Origin of the sequence: Streptomyces sp. NPDC023838, assembly GCF_040639555.1 — a bacterium.
Lineage (GTDB): Bacteria > Actinomycetota > Actinomycetes > Streptomycetales > Streptomycetaceae > Streptomyces.
Genome location: NZ_JBFAAD010000032.1, coordinates 1 through 15,730, shown reverse-complemented (window position 1 = coordinate 15,730; position 15,730 = coordinate 1). Strand labels below are relative to the sequence as shown.

At 70.6% G+C, this 15,730-nt stretch carries 16 protein-coding genes; 9 read left to right on the top strand and 7 right to left on the bottom strand.

All coding sequences use genetic code 11. The annotated features are described in order from the left end of the window. The first annotated feature begins 152 nt into the window (after positions 1 to 152). Complete coding sequence (locus tag AB0G17_RS29620; RefSeq protein ID WP_361389406.1) at positions 153 to 2,774, top strand: FHA domain-containing protein; 2,622 nt, start codon at positions 153 to 155, stop codon at positions 2,772 to 2,774. A 75-nt stretch (positions 2,775 to 2,849) separates the two neighbouring features. On the opposite strand, the gene AB0G17_RS29615 is transcribed toward AB0G17_RS29620, so the two are convergent. The 3 genes from AB0G17_RS29615 to AB0G17_RS29605 all read right to left on the bottom strand — a co-directional run bounded on the left by AB0G17_RS29615 (position 2,850) and on the right by AB0G17_RS29605 (position 5,629). After that, complete coding sequence (locus tag AB0G17_RS29615) at positions 2,850 to 3,539, bottom strand: transglycosylase SLT domain-containing protein (protein WP_361389403.1); 690 nt, start codon at positions 3,537 to 3,539, stop codon at positions 2,850 to 2,852. A 286-nt stretch (positions 3,540 to 3,825) separates the two neighbouring features. Beyond that, positions 3,826 to 4,905: an S-adenosylmethionine:tRNA ribosyltransferase-isomerase gene (locus tag AB0G17_RS29610; RefSeq protein WP_361389400.1), complete on the bottom strand. Its 1,080-nt coding sequence runs from the start codon at positions 4,903 to 4,905 to the stop codon at positions 3,826 to 3,828. A 25-nt stretch (positions 4,906 to 4,930) separates the two neighbouring features. Then, positions 4,931 to 5,629 (bottom strand): SDR family oxidoreductase, encoded by a 699-nt coding sequence (locus AB0G17_RS29605; RefSeq protein WP_361389397.1) that lies wholly within the window; start codon positions 5,627 to 5,629, stop codon positions 4,931 to 4,933. Positions 5,630 to 5,813: 184 nt separating this feature from the next. Here AB0G17_RS29605 and AB0G17_RS29600 point away from each other — a divergent pair, with 184 nt between their 5' ends. From AB0G17_RS29600 to AB0G17_RS29590, 3 genes are all read left to right on the top strand, one after another. Beyond that, on the top strand, positions 5,814 to 6,959 hold the full coding sequence (locus tag AB0G17_RS29600) for a GAF domain-containing sensor histidine kinase (RefSeq protein ID WP_361389394.1): 1,146 nt from the start codon (positions 5,814 to 5,816) through the stop codon (positions 6,957 to 6,959). Continuing rightward, on the top strand, positions 6,952 to 7,593 hold the full coding sequence (locus AB0G17_RS29595) for a response regulator transcription factor (protein ID WP_361389391.1): 642 nt from the start codon (positions 6,952 to 6,954) through the stop codon (positions 7,591 to 7,593). Before AB0G17_RS29600 ends, AB0G17_RS29595 begins: the two co-directional genes overlap by 8 nt. A 156-nt stretch (positions 7,594 to 7,749) precedes the next feature. Beyond that, entirely contained in the window at positions 7,750 to 7,992 is a 243-nt protein-coding gene (locus AB0G17_RS29590; RefSeq protein ID WP_361389388.1) for a chaplin, read from the top strand. Positions 7,993 to 8,399: 407 nt separating this feature from the next. Here AB0G17_RS29590 and AB0G17_RS29585 read toward each other — a convergent pair whose 3' ends face one another. Beyond that, positions 8,400 to 9,200 carry a hypothetical protein gene (locus AB0G17_RS29585; RefSeq protein ID WP_361389385.1) on the bottom strand — a complete coding sequence of 267 codons (801 nt, stop codon included), beginning with the start codon at positions 9,198 to 9,200 and terminating at the stop codon, positions 8,400 to 8,402. A 138-nt stretch (positions 9,201 to 9,338) separates the two neighbouring features. Here AB0G17_RS29585 and AB0G17_RS29580 point away from each other — a divergent pair, with 138 nt between their 5' ends. The 4 genes from AB0G17_RS29580 (at position 9,339) to AB0G17_RS29565 (ending at position 12,501) form a co-directional block, all read left to right on the top strand. After that, positions 9,339 to 10,130, top strand: a complete 792-nt coding sequence (locus AB0G17_RS29580) for an ABC transporter ATP-binding protein (protein WP_361389382.1) — start codon at positions 9,339 to 9,341, stop codon at positions 10,128 to 10,130. A 58-nt stretch (positions 10,131 to 10,188) separates the two neighbouring features. Further along, positions 10,189 to 10,611 carry an NfeD family protein gene (locus AB0G17_RS29575; RefSeq protein WP_361389379.1) on the top strand — a complete coding sequence of 141 codons (423 nt, stop codon included), beginning with the start codon at positions 10,189 to 10,191 and terminating at the stop codon, positions 10,609 to 10,611. A 79-nt stretch (positions 10,612 to 10,690) separates the two neighbouring features. Next, entirely contained in the window at positions 10,691 to 11,620 is a 930-nt protein-coding gene (locus AB0G17_RS29570) for an SPFH domain-containing protein (protein ID WP_101387658.1), read from the top strand. 107 nt (positions 11,621 to 11,727) lie between these two features. After that, positions 11,728 to 12,501, top strand: a complete 774-nt coding sequence (locus AB0G17_RS29565) for a sulfite exporter TauE/SafE family protein (protein ID WP_361389376.1) — start codon at positions 11,728 to 11,730, stop codon at positions 12,499 to 12,501. Between the two features lie 132 nt (positions 12,502 to 12,633). On the opposite strand, the gene AB0G17_RS29560 is transcribed toward AB0G17_RS29565, so the two are convergent. The 3 genes from AB0G17_RS29560 to AB0G17_RS29550 form a co-directional block, all read right to left on the bottom strand. Continuing rightward, positions 12,634 to 13,140 (bottom strand): HNH endonuclease, encoded by a 507-nt coding sequence (locus tag AB0G17_RS29560; RefSeq protein WP_266991683.1) that lies wholly within the window; start codon positions 13,138 to 13,140, stop codon positions 12,634 to 12,636. A gap of 157 nt (positions 13,141 to 13,297) precedes the next feature. Next, positions 13,298 to 13,834, bottom strand: coding sequence for a YbhB/YbcL family Raf kinase inhibitor-like protein (locus AB0G17_RS29555; protein ID WP_361389373.1), 537 nt, complete (start codon positions 13,832 to 13,834; stop codon positions 13,298 to 13,300). A gap of 40 nt (positions 13,835 to 13,874) precedes the next feature. Further along, positions 13,875 to 14,657, bottom strand: coding sequence for a sporulation protein (locus AB0G17_RS29550; protein ID WP_361389370.1), 783 nt, complete (start codon positions 14,655 to 14,657; stop codon positions 13,875 to 13,877). An 85-nt stretch (positions 14,658 to 14,742) separates the two neighbouring features. Here AB0G17_RS29550 and AB0G17_RS29545 point away from each other — a divergent pair, with 85 nt between their 5' ends. Beyond that, the gene (locus tag AB0G17_RS29545; protein WP_361389367.1) at positions 14,743 to 15,384 is read left to right on the top strand and encodes a DNA-3-methyladenine glycosylase; all 642 of its coding nucleotides are present in this window, start codon (positions 14,743 to 14,745) and stop codon (positions 15,382 to 15,384) included. Positions 15,385 to 15,730: the final 346 nt, after the last annotated feature.

The following is a 15,730-nucleotide window of genomic DNA, read 5'->3' as shown; positions in this document are numbered from 1 at the left end:
GCGCGTACACGTCTGTTGCTCGACTGCGACAGGTCTGTGCACGTTATTCACAAGGGCCGGGTTTCGGATACGAGCCCGGGCCTGAAATAGTTCCCCACGATGTTCGCCATCCCTAGACTCCTCGTATCGGGGGATTGCTCGGGGGACAACAAGTGGGGCATGGAGTGCCGGAACTCGTACTGGAATTGAATGGCAGGACCTGGACGCTCGACGCGTCCCGGTCGTACACCCTCGGACGTGATCCGCAGGGCGACATGGTGATCGACGACGCCAGGGTCTCGTGGCGGCACGCCACGATCAGCTGGGGCGGCCGGAGTTGGGTCATCGAGGACCACGGCAGCACCAACGGCACGTATGTGCAGGGGCAGCGGATCCACCAGATGGAAATCGGCCCGGGCTCCGCGGTGCACCTGGGCAACGCGACCGACGGCCCGCGGCTGAATCTCACCGGTGCCGCCGCTGCCGCCCCGGCCGGAGCCGCCGCCTACAGCGCACCGGCCGCCGCCCAGCAGGCGCCGCAGCAGGCCCCGCCGCAGCAGCAGCCCCAAGCGGGCGGCTGGGCGCCGCAGCAGCCGCAGCAGCCCCAGCAGCCTGCCCAGCAGCAGGTGCCCCAGCAGGCCTGGCAGCAGGCGCCGCAGCATCAGGCGCCGCAGCATCAGGCCCCGCAGCATCAGGCCCCGGCCGCGCACCAGCCCCCGCAGGCCCAGGTCCCGCACCAGCAGGGCCCCGGCCAGGGTCCGGGCGCGCCGGCGGCCTACGGCGGCGACCGCAGCCCCACCACGTTCCACCAGCTGGCCCTCGGCCGGGTGATGCGCATCGGCCGTGCGCTGGAGAACGAGCTGGTCGTCTCCGACCTGCAGGTCTCGCGCCACCACGCCGAGTTCCACTCGACGCCCGACGGGCGCATGGAGATCCGCGACCTCGGCTCGCACAACGGCACGTACGTCAACGGCATGCCGATCGCCAAGGGCGCCTCCGCGCTGCTCGGCCCGAACGACATCGTCGGCGTCGGCCACTCCACCTTCCGGGTCATCGGCGACCGCCTCGAGGAGTTCGTCGACACCGGTGACGTCTCCTTCTCGGCCCGCCACCTCACGGTGACGGTCGACGGCGGCAAGCAGATCCTCAAGGACGTCTCCTTCGGCGTCCCGGAGAAGTCGCTGATCGCCGTCATCGGCCCCTCGGGCTCCGGCAAGTCCACCCTGCTCAAGGCGCTCACCGGCTACCGGCCCGCCAACCAGGGCGACGTCCTCTACGACAACCGGAACCTGTACAAGCAGTTCGCCGAGCTGCGCCAGCGCATCGGTCTGGTCCCGCAGGACGACATCCTGCACAAGGAGCTGACCGTCAAGAAGGCGCTGAAGTACGCGGCCAAGCTGCGCTTCCCCGCCGACACCACCGAGTCCGAGCGCGAGCAGCGCATCGACGAGGTGCTGCGCGAGCTCAAGCTGGACATCCACAAGGAGAAGAAGGTCACCTCCCTCTCCGGTGGCCAGCGCAAGCGCGTCTCGGTCGCCCTGGAGCTGCTGACCAAGCCGTCGCTGATCTTCCTGGACGAGCCGACCTCCGGCCTCGACCCGGGCATGGACCGCGACGTCATGCAGCTGCTGCGCGGGCTCGCCGACGACGGCCGCACGGTCCTCGTCGTCACCCACTCGGTGGCCGAGCTGGCGATCTGCGACAAGCTCCTGGTGATGGCGCCGGGCGGCTCGGTGGCGTACTTCGGTCCGCCCGAGGAGGCGCTGAACTTCTTCGGCTACGGCACCTGGGCCGATGTCTTCTCCGCCTTCGAGAACTACCGCGACTACGACTGGGCGGGCCGCTGGAAGGGCTCGCAGCACTACCAGATGTACGCCGCGGACATCGACGCAGTGGCCGCCCAGTCGGTGCAGATGCCGGCGCCGAACCAGATGCGCCCGCCCAAGCCGCAGAGCTGGGGCGCCCAGCTGTGGACGCTGATCCGGCGGTACTCGTCGGTCATCGCCTCCGACAAGGGCTTCCTGGGCCTGATGGTGATCCTGCCCGCCGTGCTCGGCGCGGTCAGCGTGGTCATCCCGGCGAAGTTCGGCCTCGCCCCGCCGACCGGGCCCAGCAAGTTCAACGGTGACGCGGGCACGATCATGCTGATCCTCGCGGTCGGCATGTGCTTCTCGGGCGCGGCCAACTCTGTACGAGAGCTGATCAAGGAACGCGTCATCTACGAACGGGAACGGGCCACCGGCCTCTCCCGCTCGGCGTACCTGATGTCCAAGGTCATCGTGCTCGGCGTGATCACCGCCATCCAGGGCGTCATCATCTGCGGCATCGGCTTCTCCACCCGGGACCTCCCCAAGGAGGGCCTGATCATGCCGCCGGCCGTCGAGATCTGCCTGGTGGTCATCGCCCTCGGCTTCACCTCGATGATGTTCGGCCTGGTCATCTCCTCGCTGGTGAAGACCGCCGAGAAGACCATGCCGCTGCTGGTCATGTTCGCGATCGTGCAGGTCGTCTTCACCGGCATCCTGTTCAAGGTCTTCGGCTCGATCGGCCTGGAGCAGTTCGCCTGGCTGATGCCGTCGCGCTGGGCCATCGCGGGCGCCGGCTCCACGCTCGACCTCGCGCACCTGATGCCGCCGTGGGACCAGAACAAGCCCACCGACCTGGACCCGCTGTGGAAGCACTCGGCGAGCCAGTGGGGCATCAACATCACCGTGCTGATCGCCCTGGGCGTCATCTGCGGTGTCGCGGTCGCGCGTCTGCTGCGCCGCCACGAGCCGGAGGTCATGCGCAAGTAGCGCGGCCTTCCCACGTACGCCGAAGGGCGGCGCCCCGTGCGGGGTGCCGCCCTTTCGTGTGCCGTCCGGCCCGGCTCAGTAGGCGCCGTTGACGTTGTCCATCGAGCCGTACTTGTCGGCCGCGTAGTTGGCGGCCGCGGTGATGTTGGCGACCGGGTCGTAGATGTTCCACGAGGTACCGGCCACGTGGTACGCGTTGAAGGTCGGCTGGATGACCTGGAGCAGACCCTTCGACGGGACGCCGTTGATGGCGTTGATGTCCCAGCCGTTGATCGCGTTCGGGTTGCCGGTCGACTCGCGCATGATGTTGCGGTACAGACCGTTGTACGAACCCGGGATGCCCTTGGACTTCATGATGTCCAGGGACTGCTTGATCCAGCCGTCCAGGTTGTTGGCGTACACCGGCTTGCGGGCGGCGGCGCGGCTCGCGGCGGCCTCGGCCTCGCGCTTCTTCGCCTCGGCCTCGGCCTTGGCCTTCGCCGCGGCCTTCGCCGCGGCCTTCGCGTCGGCCTCGGCCTTCGCCTTGGCCTGCTTGACGGCGGTGACGTGCTGCTTGGCGATGCTCGACTCGACGGCCTTCGCGTTGCTGGCGGCGGCGGTCACGGAGAAGGCGACGGGCTCGGCGGCCACGGCGGTACCCGACTCACCACTGCCCGGCAGAACCGAGAAGGCGAGCGCGGCGGCGCCGAGAGCGGCGACACCGGCAATCGAGATCTTGTGCGTCTTGTTGAGACGACTGTGACCAGGGTTGCTGGACTCGGGCATGGTTGTGGGACCTCTTCCGAATGGCGGGGACGGCACACGAAAGCGCCGCGGCGGTGAGCCGCAGCGCTGTGCGACGGGAGCCATTCTTAGCGGCCGCAAAATCCTGTGGCAAAGGTGTGACGTACGAACCGGGATAGTGGATCAGGGGCCGGGAAAAAGCGCCTCCCGCCCGCCTCCCGCCCCTGTCAGCCCTGCCTATGCGGCCCTTAACGCATCCACTACGCTGCTTCGTAAGTGATGTGCGTCCTATGCGCGGGCTCACATCGGCCGCGTAACAGTCTCACCATCAGTTGCATGAGCAATTCGGTGCGTAATGGCTCTCGTCCGGAAGGATGAGGTGGACGTCGCCGAACTCGTGCCAGAGGTAGAGCCCGCTCAGCGCCTGGGCGTACGCGGCGCCGATCGCCGCCCGCCCCGCGACCGCCTCCAGCATCAGCAGGTGCGAGGCCTCCGGCTCGTGCAGCCCGGTCAGCAGCCCGTCCACCACGCGTACCCCGCGCCCCGGCGTCACCACCAGATCCGTCCACCCCGACGCGGGCCGCACCACCCCGTCCACCCCCGCCGCCGACTCCAGCGCCCGCACGGCGGTGGTCCCCACCGCCACGATCCTGCCGCCCCCGGCCCGCGCCGCGTTCACCAGCCGCGCCGTGGACGCCGCCACCTCGAAGCGCTCCGGATACGGCGGCTCGTGCGCCTCCGCCGAGGCCACCCCCGTATGCAGGGTGACCGGCGCGAACTGCACCCCGCGCCGCACCAGCTCCGCGACCAGCTCCACCGTGAAGGGCCGCGCCGCGCTCGGCATCTCCGCCGAGCCCACCCCGTCCGGCGAGGGCAGCGCGAAGACCGTCTGGTACGCGGAGAGCGGCTGGTCGCCCGAGGTGTACGCGTACCGGATCGGCCGCCCGTACCGCGCGAGCAGACCCGGCACGTCCGGGGTGTCCGCCCGGGCCCACCACAGCCGGTCCCCGTCCGCGCTCAGCGGCTCCTCCAGGACCAGGCGCCCCCCGCCCGGCAGCGCCACCGTCGTCCCCGCGCGCGTACCGGTACGCCGCCGGGTGCTGCCCGAGGGCTCCGGAGTGCGCGGCTCGACCGCCCAGCGCCCGTCCGGACCCAGCGTCGAGAAGTGCACGACCAGCCGCTCGCCGTCGGCCGTGCCGTCCACCGCCGACGGCATGGTCGCCGACGTGTTGACGACCAGCACGTCCCCGGCCCGCAGCTGCCCGGCCAGCTCGCGGAAGGCGTGGTGGGAGACGTCGGTGCCGCGCGACACCAGCAGCCGCACGTCGTCGCGCCCCGAGCCGCGCACCTCGGCGGGGACCGAGGCCATCAGCTCCTCGGGCACCCGCAGGACGAGTTCGGCCGTCATCGCCGCACCGCCGAGCCACCGGGCCTCATCGGGCCACCTCCACCAGCGCGGGAGCCGCGTACCGCCCGCTCGCGGGACGGCGTTCGAGCAGACTCAGGAAGCCCGGCACCACCGTCTCCGGCTCCGGCCGCCCCTCCTCGTCGCCCGGCACGGCCGCCCGGTACAGATCGGTGCGCATGTCACCCGGATCCACCGCCCACACCCGCAGCCCCGGCTCCTCCACCGCGAGCACGGCCGCCAGCTGGTCGAGCGCCGCCTTGGACGCCCCGTACCCGCCCCAGGTCGCATAGGCCTCGGCCGCCGCGTCCGAACTCACCACCAGCACCGCTCCCGCCTCCGAGCGCCGCAGCAAGGGCAACGACTCCTGTACGAGCCCGAGCGCCGCCACCACATTGGTCTCCAGGGCCGTCCGGAACCCCTCCAGGCTCTGCCGCTCCAGCGGCACCAGCGGCTCGGCGCCGAGCGCGCTCGCGTTGTGCACGAGGAGGTCGAGCCCGCCGAGCTCCCCGGCGGCCGCCACCAGCGCCCGGCGGTGCGCGGCGTCCGTCACGTCCCCAGCCAGCGGAACGACCCGCGTGCCCGGCCCGTCGAGGCCGTCGGCGGTCTCCTTCAGTACGGACGCCGTCCTGGCGTCCAGTACGAGATCCCAGCCCCGCTCGGCCAGCGCCCTCGCCAGCGCCCGCCCCAGCCCTTTCGACGCCCCCGTGATGATCGCTACCGGCATGATGTCCGTCCCCTCGGAGTCCCTGCTGATCGAGCCACAGCCCCAGCGTCACTCCGCGCCCGCCCCCGCCGCCTCAGCCGGGCGCCCCAGCCGCCCAAGGCACTTCGACCTAGGCCCCGGGACCCAGCCATCCGCCGTCCACAGGCGGATACGGACCGTCACATCCCACGGGTACGGTGATCCCATGAGCCACCGACCGAGCTCCGGCCTGGCCGCCGTGAGCACCGCGCTCCTCGCGATGAGCAGGCACCTTGAGGTGCGCGACGTCCTCAAGACGATCGTCGCGTCGGCCCGCGACCTGCTCGACGCGGAGTACGCGGCCCTCGGCGTCCCCGACGACCACGGAGGCTTCGCCCAGTTCGTGGTCGACGGCGTCAGCGACGAGCAGTGGAAGGCGATCGGCCCGCTGCCCCGCCAGCACGGCATCCTCGCGGCGATGCTCAACGAGCAGAAGCCGGAGCGGCTCGCCGACGTCCGCAAGGACCCCCGCTTCGGCGGCTGGCCCGCCGCGCACCCCGACATGTCCGACTTCCTGGGCGTGCCGATCCGCGACGGCGAGGAGACGCTCGGCACGCTCTTCCTCGCCAACAAGCGCTGCCCCAAGCCGGAGGGCGGCTGCGGCTTCACCGAGGACGACGCCGAACTGCTCGGCATCCTCGCCCAGCACGCCGCGATCGCCCTGACCAACGCCCGGCTCTACGAGCGCAGCCGCGAGCTCACCATCACCGAGGAGCGCACCCGCCTCGCCCACGAACTGCACGACGCGGTCAGCCAGAAGCTCTTCTCGCTGCGGCTGACCGCGCAGGCCGCGGCCGCCCTGGTGGACCGCGACCCCGCGCGCGCCAAGGGCGAGCTCCAGCAGGTCGCCGCGCTCGCCGCCGAGGCGGCCGACGAGCTGCGCGCGGCCGTGGTCGAGCTGCGCCCGACCGCCCTGGAGGAAGACGGCCTGGTCAACACGCTCCGCACCCAGATCCAGGTCCTCGACCGCGCCCACAGCGCCAAGGTCACCTTCGAGAACTGTGGAGTACGGGCCCTGCCGCCCGCCCAGGAGGAGGCGCTGCTGCGCGTCGCCCAGGAGGCCCTGCACAACGCCCTGCGCCACGCGGACGCCGAGCACGTCTCGGTCGTCCTCGTACGGCGCGGCCAGGGCGCCGCCCTGCGGATCGTCGACGACGGCCGCGGATTCGAGCCCCGGGCGGTCCGCCGCGCCGGACGCCACCTCGGCCTGGTGTCGATGCGGCACCGCGCGAGCGGCGTCGGGGGCCGGCTCATCGTGAAATCGGCACCCGGAGCGGGCGCCACGATCGAGATGGAGGTGCCAGGTGGCTGACAGCATCAAAGTCCTCCTGGTCGACGACCACCAGGTGGTCCGCCGCGGCCTGCGGACGTTCCTGGAGGTCCAGGACGACATAGAGGTCGTCGGCGAGGCCGCCGACGGGGCCGAGGGGGTCGCCCGCGCCGAGGAGCTGAAGCCGGACGTCGTCCTGATGGACGTGAAGATGCCCGGCATGGACGGCATCGAGGCGCTGCGCAAGCTGCGCGCGCTGGCCAACCCGGCGAAGGTGCTGATCGTCACCAGCTTCACCGAGCAGCGCACGGTGGTGCCCGCGCTGCGGGCGGGCGCGGCGGGCTATGTGTACAAGGACGTGGACCCGGAGGCGCTGGCCGGCGCGATCCGCTCGGTGCACGCCGGACACGTGCTGCTCCAGCCGGAGGTGGCGGGCGCGCTGCTCTCCCAGGACGACGCGGGCGGCGGCCAGGGCCGGGGCACCTCGCTCACCGAGCGCGAGCGCGAGGTCCTGGGCCTGATCGCGGACGGCCGCTCCAACCGGGAGATCGCCCGAGCACTCGTCCTCTCCGAGAAGACGGTGAAGACACACGTCTCCAACATCCTCATGAAGCTGGACCTGGCGGACCGCACCCAGGCGGCCCTGTGGGCGGTCCGGCACGGCCTGACGACCTGAAGGTCCGTATATCCGTAAATGCGGATCGTCATGCTCCGGTGAGAGATTCATACTGTCGGGTGGATGTCACCCATCCGGCGTATCCCCAGCGACCGGTGAGCGTTCTCCAGGGCGTGCTGCGGCGGACCGCCGCGGCGAGACCAGGAGGAACCTGAAGTGAAGAACCTGAAGAAGGCCGCCGCCGTCGCCATGATCGCCGGAGGAATCGTCGCGGCCGGCGCGGGTGCGGCATCCGCCCACGGAGCGCACGCGGACGGCAAGGCGGAGAACTCCCCGGGCGTCGCCTCCGGCAACCTGGTCCAGGTCCCGGTCGACGTCCCGGTCAACGCCACGGGCAACTCGGTCAACGTGATCGGCGTGCTCAACCCGGCGTTCGGCAACGAGTCCTCCAACTCCTGACCGCCGAGCGGTCGAAGGTCTCTGGCCCCACCCCGCCCCTTCCCGGCTGTGACATGTGCGGCTCCGCCGCCTGGCTTCGGGCGGGCGGGCGGCCGGGTGGGGGTCGGGGTGGGCTGCTGGGGGCTGCGCCCTCAGACCCCCTGAGCTCGTCTGCGGGTTGTGGTGGGTTGCTCGCGCAGTTCCCCGCGCCCCTAAAAGGGGCGCCCCGCAGGGGCGCATTTAAGGGCGCGGGGCTGTGACATGTGCGGCTCCGCCGCGTGGGCGCGACCAGTTGGGGACGGCCCGCAGCCGAACGGGAGCGGGGTGCAGGGGCCGAAGCCCCCGCAACGGGGTCCGGGGGCCCAGCCCCCGGGAACCGGCCTCCACCCCCACCCACCCCCGGAGGCCACGCGGCGGAGCCGCACATGTCACAGGGCGAAGGGGTGGGGTGGGGCACTCTCCACATACGAGTTGTACGCCGCCACCCGAGCCCGCCGAGCCACCCGCTCCACCGGCCGCAACGCCTCCGCCCGAGCCGCGAGCTCCGACGCGCTCACCGCCCCGCCGACATGCTCGGCCCCCCGCGCCACCTCCACCAGCAGCCCCACCCGCCGGGCCAGCTCGAGCACCCGTACCGCCCGCGGCGGATACCCGGGAGCCAGGACCGAGTCGTCCGGCCCCTCCGCCCGCGCCCGGTACGCGTCGATCGCCGCCTCCGCCGCCGGCCCCGACCCGGCGACGTCGAGCCGGGTCAGCACGACCGTCGCCTCCCGCAGCGCCTCCGCCAGCTCGCGCTCCGCCTCCCCGAGCGAAGGCACATCCGCCGGCGGCGCCTCCCGTACCGCCAGGCACTGCCAGACGACCTCCACCCGCACATCACCCGCGGGGCCCACCTCGCTCACCTCCGGCACCAGCCCGTGCGGCGCGCCGAACCCCACGACCGCCTCCTGCGCGTCCAGCGCCCGCGCGTTGAACTCCGGCGGGCCGCTGAGCCCCAGCGGATGCCCCGGCGCGGGCAGCGCGACCCGGAAGCCGCTCACCCCGAGCGCCCGCAGCCGCCCGAGCGCCAGCGTGAGCCCCACCGGCGCCGCCTCACCCGGCAGCCCGGCCACCCGGTGCACCGTGTCGTCCCCGACGATCGCCGAGGCGGCGTCGTCCGGCGAAACTTTCCCGGCCAACAGGGCATTTCCCCATGCGGCCAGCCGACCTGAACGTGGTTCCGAGAACATGGACCCAGCCTAGGTACTGGCCCTCACGGCAGGTCCACTCCCTCAGTGGCGTAGGTTTTCCCTGGGAGATTTCCCCGGGACCCTGCCCACAGGCACAGCCCGGACCTCAAGACGATTGCATGGGGAGACAACGCGCTCATGAGCGATGTACTGGAGCTGGTGGACGTATCCGTGGTCCGCGACGGACGCGCTCTGGTGGACGACGTCTCCTGGTCGGTCAAGGAGGGCGAGCGCTGGGTGATCCTCGGACCCAACGGCGCCGGCAAGACCACCCTCCTCAACATCGCCTCCAGCTACCTCTTCCCGACCACCGGCACGGCGAAGATCCTCGGCGACCGGCTCGGCAAGGTCGACGTGTTCGAGCTGCGCCCGCGCATCGGCATGGCCGGCGTCGCCATGGCGGACAAGCTGCCCAAGCGCCAGACCGTGCTCCAGACGGTGCTCACCGCCGCGTACGGCATGACCGCCACCTGGCAGGAGCAGTACGACGCCGTCGACGAGGAGCGGGCCCGCGCCTTCCTCGACCGGCTCGGCATGACCGACTACGTCGACCGGAAGTTCGGCACCCTCTCCGAGGGCGAGCGCAAGCGCACCCTGATCGCCCGCGCGATGATGACCGACCCCGAGCTGCTGCTCCTCGACGAGCCGGCCGCCGGTCTCGACCTCGGCGGCCGCGAGGACCTGGTCCGCCGCCTCGGCCGCCTCGCCCGCGACCCGTACGCGCCCTCGATGATCATGGTCACCCACCACGTCGAGGAGATCGCCCCCGGCTTCACCCACGTCCTCATGATCCGCCAGGGCAAGGTGCTCGCCGCCGGCCCCATGGAGACCGAGCTCACCTCCCGCAACCTCTCCCTCTGCTTCGGACTCCCGCTCGTCGTCGAACACCGCGGCGACCGCTACTCCGCGACCGGTCTGCCCCTCGCCTGACCCCGGGCGCCCCCGGGTGCACTGTCCGTGACGGGGTGGCCGGACCTACCATGACCTCGTGGACGCATGGGTAGGGTGGCTGATCGCGGCGGCGGGTCTCGGAATTCCCCTGGTACTGACCGCCATGCCGGAATTCGGCATGCTGGCCGTCGGCGCGGTCGCCGCGGCCGTGGCCGCGGGCCTGGGCCTCGGCACCGTCGCGCAAGTCCTCGTCTTCGTCGTGGTCTCGGTCGCCCTCATCGCCGTGGTCCGGCCCATCGCGGCCCGGCACAGCACCGAGCGGCCCCACCTCGCCACCGGCATCGACGCGCTGAAGGGCCGTCAGGCCGTCGTCCTGGAGAGAGTCGACGGCAGCGGCGGCCGGATCAAGCTGGCGGGCGAGGTGTGGTCGGCCCGCACCCTCGACGACGGCCAGTCGTTCGAACCCGGCCAGCAGGTCGATGTGGTCGAGATCGACGGAGCGACTGCCATCGTCATGTGAACCATGCCAGGATCATCCGGGCCGGGAGCCGCACGGCTGCCGGGCACTTCCTAGAGGCAAGAAAGGCACGGGGAACGCGATGTCAGCGATCATCATCGTCCTGATCATTCTGGTGGTGCTGGTCTTCATCGCCCTGATCAAGACCATCCAGGTGATCCCGCAGGCCAGCGCGGCCATCGTGGAGCGCTTCGGCCGCTATACGAGGACGCTGAACGCGGGCCTGAACATCGTCGTCCCGTTCATCGACTCGATCCGCAACCGCATCGACCTCCGCGAGCAGGTCGTGCCGTTCCCGCCGCAGCCGGTGATCACCCAGGACAACCTGGTCGTCAACATCGACACGGTCATCTACTACCAGGTGACCGACGCCCGCGCCGCCACGTACGAAGTCGCCAGCTACATCCAGGCGATCGAACAGCTCACCGTCACCACGCTCCGCAACATCATCGGCGGCATGGACCTGGAGCGGACCCTCACCTCCCGCGAGGAGATCAACGCGGCTCTGCGCGGCGTCCTCGACGAGGCCACCGGCAAGTGGGGCATCCGCGTCAACCGCGTCGAGCTGAAGGCCATCGAGCCGCCGACCTCCATCCAGGACTCGATGGAGAAGCAGATGCGCGCCGACCGTGATAAGCGCGCCGCGATCCTCCAGGCCGAAGGTGTCCGGCAGTCCGAGATCCTGCGCGCCGAGGGCGAGAAGCAGTCCGCGATCCTGCGCGCCGAGGGCGAGGCCAAGGCCGCCGCACTGCGCGCCGAGGGCGAGGCCCAGGCGATCCGTACGGTCTTCGAGTCCATCCACGCGGGCGACCCCGACCAGAAGCTCCTCTCGTACCAGTACCTCCAGATGCTCCCGAAGATCGCCGAGGGCGACGCCAACAAGCTCTGGATCGTGCCCAGCGAGATCGGCGACGCGCTCAAGGGCCTCTCCGGCGCGTTCGGCAACCTCGGCGGCGGGATGCCCGGCTTCAACACGGGATCCGAGCGCCGCGAGGAACCACCGGTCGACTGAGGCCAGTTGACTGAGGCCGGTTGACTGCGCAGGACAACATCCGTGCATGATCAGTGCGGCCCCCCGACCTCCATGGCGGGGAGGCGTCTCACTGATTGTGTAAGGAGATGGCGTTGTCCATCTGGGAAGCACTCGCGGTCTTCGCGGCCGGCATCGGCGCCGGCACCATCAACACGATCGTCGGCTCAGGCACCCTGATCACCTTTCCCGTGCTGCTGGCCATCGGTCTCCCGCCGATCACGGCGAACGTGTCCAACACCCTCGGCCTGGTCTCCGGCTCCATCAGCGGAGCCATCGGCTACCGTCGCGAACTGCGCGGCCAGAGCCGCCGCATCCTGCGCCTCGCCTCCACCGGACTGATCGGCGGACTGGTCGGCGCCATCCTGCTGCTCGCCCTGCCGTCCGACGCGTTCGACGCGATCGTCCCCGTACTGGTCGGCCTCGCGCTGCTGCTCGTCCTCTTCCAGCCGCGCATCGCCGCCGCGGTCAAGCGCCGCCGCGAGGCCACCGGCACCCGGGCCCACCCCGACGGCGGTCCCGTCCTGCTCGTCGGCCTCTTCTTCGCCAGCGTGTACGGAGGCTACTTCGGCGCGGCCCAGGGCGTGCTCTACCTCTCCCTGATGGGCCTGCTGCTCCCCGAGAGCCTGCAACGCGTCAACGCCGTCAAGAACATCCTCGCGGCCCTGGTCAACGGCATCGCCGCTGTCTTCTTCCTCTTCGTCGCCGACTTCGACTGGACGGCCGTACTGCTCATCGCGGTCGGCTCGACGATAGGCGGCCAGATCGGCGCCAAGGTGGGCCGCCGCCTCAAGCCCTCGGTGCTACGAGGAGTGATCATCGCGGTGGGAGTGGTGGCGATCGTGCAGCTGGTGCTGCGCTGAGGCAGAAAAAGAGGCCCGCCGCGAAAGCGGCGGGCCTTTCAGTGGCGCGGGGCCGTGTCACGGTGCGGCTCCACCGCGTGGGCGCGCCCAGCCACGCACGGTCCGCACCCGAAACTCTGGCCTAGCGCAGCACTACGCCGCCCCGCGAGCCAACCACTCCGGCAGAGCGGAGCGATCTCCCGCCGCCATCGCGAGCAGCATCGCATCCGCGGGAGACGGCACGAACGGCTCCCGCAACAGCGGCATCCCCGCCTCCTCCGGCGTCCGGTCGGCCTTGCGGTGGTTGTCCTCCGCGCAGGACGCCACCGTATTGAGCCAGCTGTCCCGCCCGCCCTGCGCCCGCGGCACCACATGGTCCACAGTCGTCGCGCGCCTGCCGCAGTACGCGCACCGGTGCTGGTCCCGGACCAGCACCCCCCTTCTCGACCACGGAGCCTGTCTTCGGAACGGCACCCGTACGTACCGGCAGAGCCTGATCACCCGGGGCACCGGTATCTCCACCGCGGCCGCACGCATCCTGAGCTCGGGATGCTCCTGCTCGACGACGGCCTTGTCCTGGAGGACCAGCACCACCGCACGGTTGAGAGTGACCGTCGACAGCGGCTCGAAGCTCGCGTTCAGTACCAGCGTGTCCCGCATTGTGCCCACCTCCGCGTAGTGCCGGCCCACCCCCTGGCGGGCTTGGATCAACTCTGGCCGGGCCGGCCACGACGGACAACGCATTAAAAATGCCCTGCTCTGATCTCTCCAAGACCAGAGCAGGGCAAACAATGAAGGAACGATCAGCTACCCGGAGTCAGCTGTTCGAGGGACCCGTGTACGTACCGATCAGCTGGGCGCGGGCCAGGGTGTGGAACCGCAGATTGAATCCGACGACGGCGGGCGACGCGTCCGCATCCGGTCCCAGCTTCGCGGAATCCACCGCGTACACCGTGAAGACATAGCGGTGCGACTCCCCGGCCGGCGGAGCCGCCCCGCCGAACTCCTTCGACCCGTAGTCGTTGCGGACCTGGACCGCCCCGGCCGGCAGACCCTCGAACTTCCCGCTGCCCGCGCCACCCGGCAGCTCGGTCACCGAGGCGGGGATGTCGAACACCACCCAGTGCCAGAACCCGCTGCCCGTCGGGGCGTCCGGGTCGAAGCACGTCACCGCGAAGCTCTCGGTCTCCGCCGGGAACCCCTCCCACCGAAGGTGGGGAGATGTGTTCCCTTCCGCGTACACCTGGGCGTCCTTCAGCGGCGCACCCTCCTGGACGTCCTCGCTCACCACGGTGAACGAGGGCACCTCGGGGTGGAAGTCATGGGGGAGCGGCGGCCTCTTGAGCTCGCTCACGCGGGCACCTCCTGATCGGGATCCAGTGACGAGGGCGAGCCTAGAACCAGTTGCGCCGACCGCCGACCTCCGCCAGCCACTGGTGCAGATACGCCGCCCAGTCGGTCCCCTGATAGTCCTGCAGCCCCACCTGGAACGAGCGGTACGAATCGCTGCCCTCGCTGAACAGCCCCGGCTTCTTGTCCATCTCCAGGACCACGTCCATCGCGCGGTCGTCCGCGACGAAGGTCAGCTCCACCTGGTTGAGGCCCCGGTACTCGGACGGCGCATAGAACTCGATCTCCTGGTAGAACGGCAGCCGCTGCCGCGTGCCGCGGATGTGCCCACGCTCCATGTCCGCGCTCTTGAAGCGGAAGCCCAGCTGGATGAAGGCGTTGAGGATCGCCTGCTGCGCCGGCAGCGGGTGCACATTGATCGGGTCCAGGTCGCCCGAGTCCAGGGCGCGCGCGATCTCCAGCTCCGTCGTCACACCGATGTGCATCCCGCGCAGCGGCTGACCGTCGACCGTCGTGACCGGCGTCTCCCACGGAATCTCCAGGCCGAACGGCACCACGTGCACCGCCCCCGCCTTCACCTCGAACGCGCCGCCGAGACGCAGCTTGGTGAACTCGATGTCCTGCTTGGCCTCGTGGTCACCGCCCTCGACCTCGACCCGCGCCTGAAGACCGACCGAGAGCCCCTCGATCATCTGATCCACGGATCCGCCCTGGATCCGCACCTCGCCCTGGACCACACCGCCGGGCACCACGTTCGCCTCGGTCAGCTCCGTCTCCACCGAAGCGCCACCGGCACCCAGACTCGCAAGCAGACGCTTGAACCCCATGCTGTTCCCTCCATAGATCCTGCCCCCACTAAACGCACAACCGCGGCCTCCGGTTCCGTCTCCCCACCCGGTACCCTCGGACGCCATGATCGCGGCCCCCGAACGTACGCCACTCCCTCGCGCCTTCTTCGACCGCCCCGTCCTGGAGGTCGCCCCCGACCTCCTCGGCCGCACCCTCGTACGCCGCACGGCCGAGGGCCCGGTCGAGCTGAGACTGACGGAGGTGGAGGCGTACGACGGCGCGAACGACCCCGGGTCGCACGCCTTCCGTGGCCGCACGGCCCGCAACGGCGTGATGTTCGGCCCGCCCGGCCACGCGTACGTGTACTTCACATACGGGATGTGGCACTGCCTCAACGTGGTGTGCGGGCCCGAGGGCGCGGCGAGCGGGGTCCTGCTGCGGGCGGGCGAGATCCAGGTAGGCGCGGAGCTCGCCCGTAAACGTCGGATCTCGGCCCGAAATGACAAGGAACTGGCCAAAGGCCCGGCCCGGCTGGCCACGGCCCTGGACGTCGACCGGGCCCTCGACGGTACGGACCTCTGCACCGGCGCGGACGCCCCGCTCTCCGTACTTACGGGGACCCCGCCACCCGCCGACCTGGTACGCAGCGGACCGCGCACCGGAGTGGGCGGCGACGGAGCCCCACATCCCTGGCGGTTCTGGATCGCTGACGACCCGACAGTCAGCCCGTACCGGCCGCATCAGCCACGCCGCCGCTCAACTTGACTCGGTCCGGCCGGGCGCCTAACGTAGCCCGAGCCGCTTGAGACGGGTCCTGCTGTTCAGCAACCCGGAAGCGGCCATCCACTACCTACGACTGACCCTGACGGGTCCTTCTTTCGACGTGCCTTCGGCGCGCCGGAATTCGGATTCAGCGGCTCGATTATGAGCCGCCCGGGAAATCAGCTAAAGTAGTGACCACGCCGAAAGGGAAACCGCGAAAGCGAAAAGCCCGAAAGCGAATCCCGCCGACCGGGAATCGGACACGAAAGAGTCTGATAGAGTCGGAAACGAAGGAAGCGCCCGGAGGGCCCGGAAACGGGAACAAAGGAAGCGTCCGTACCTTGAGAAC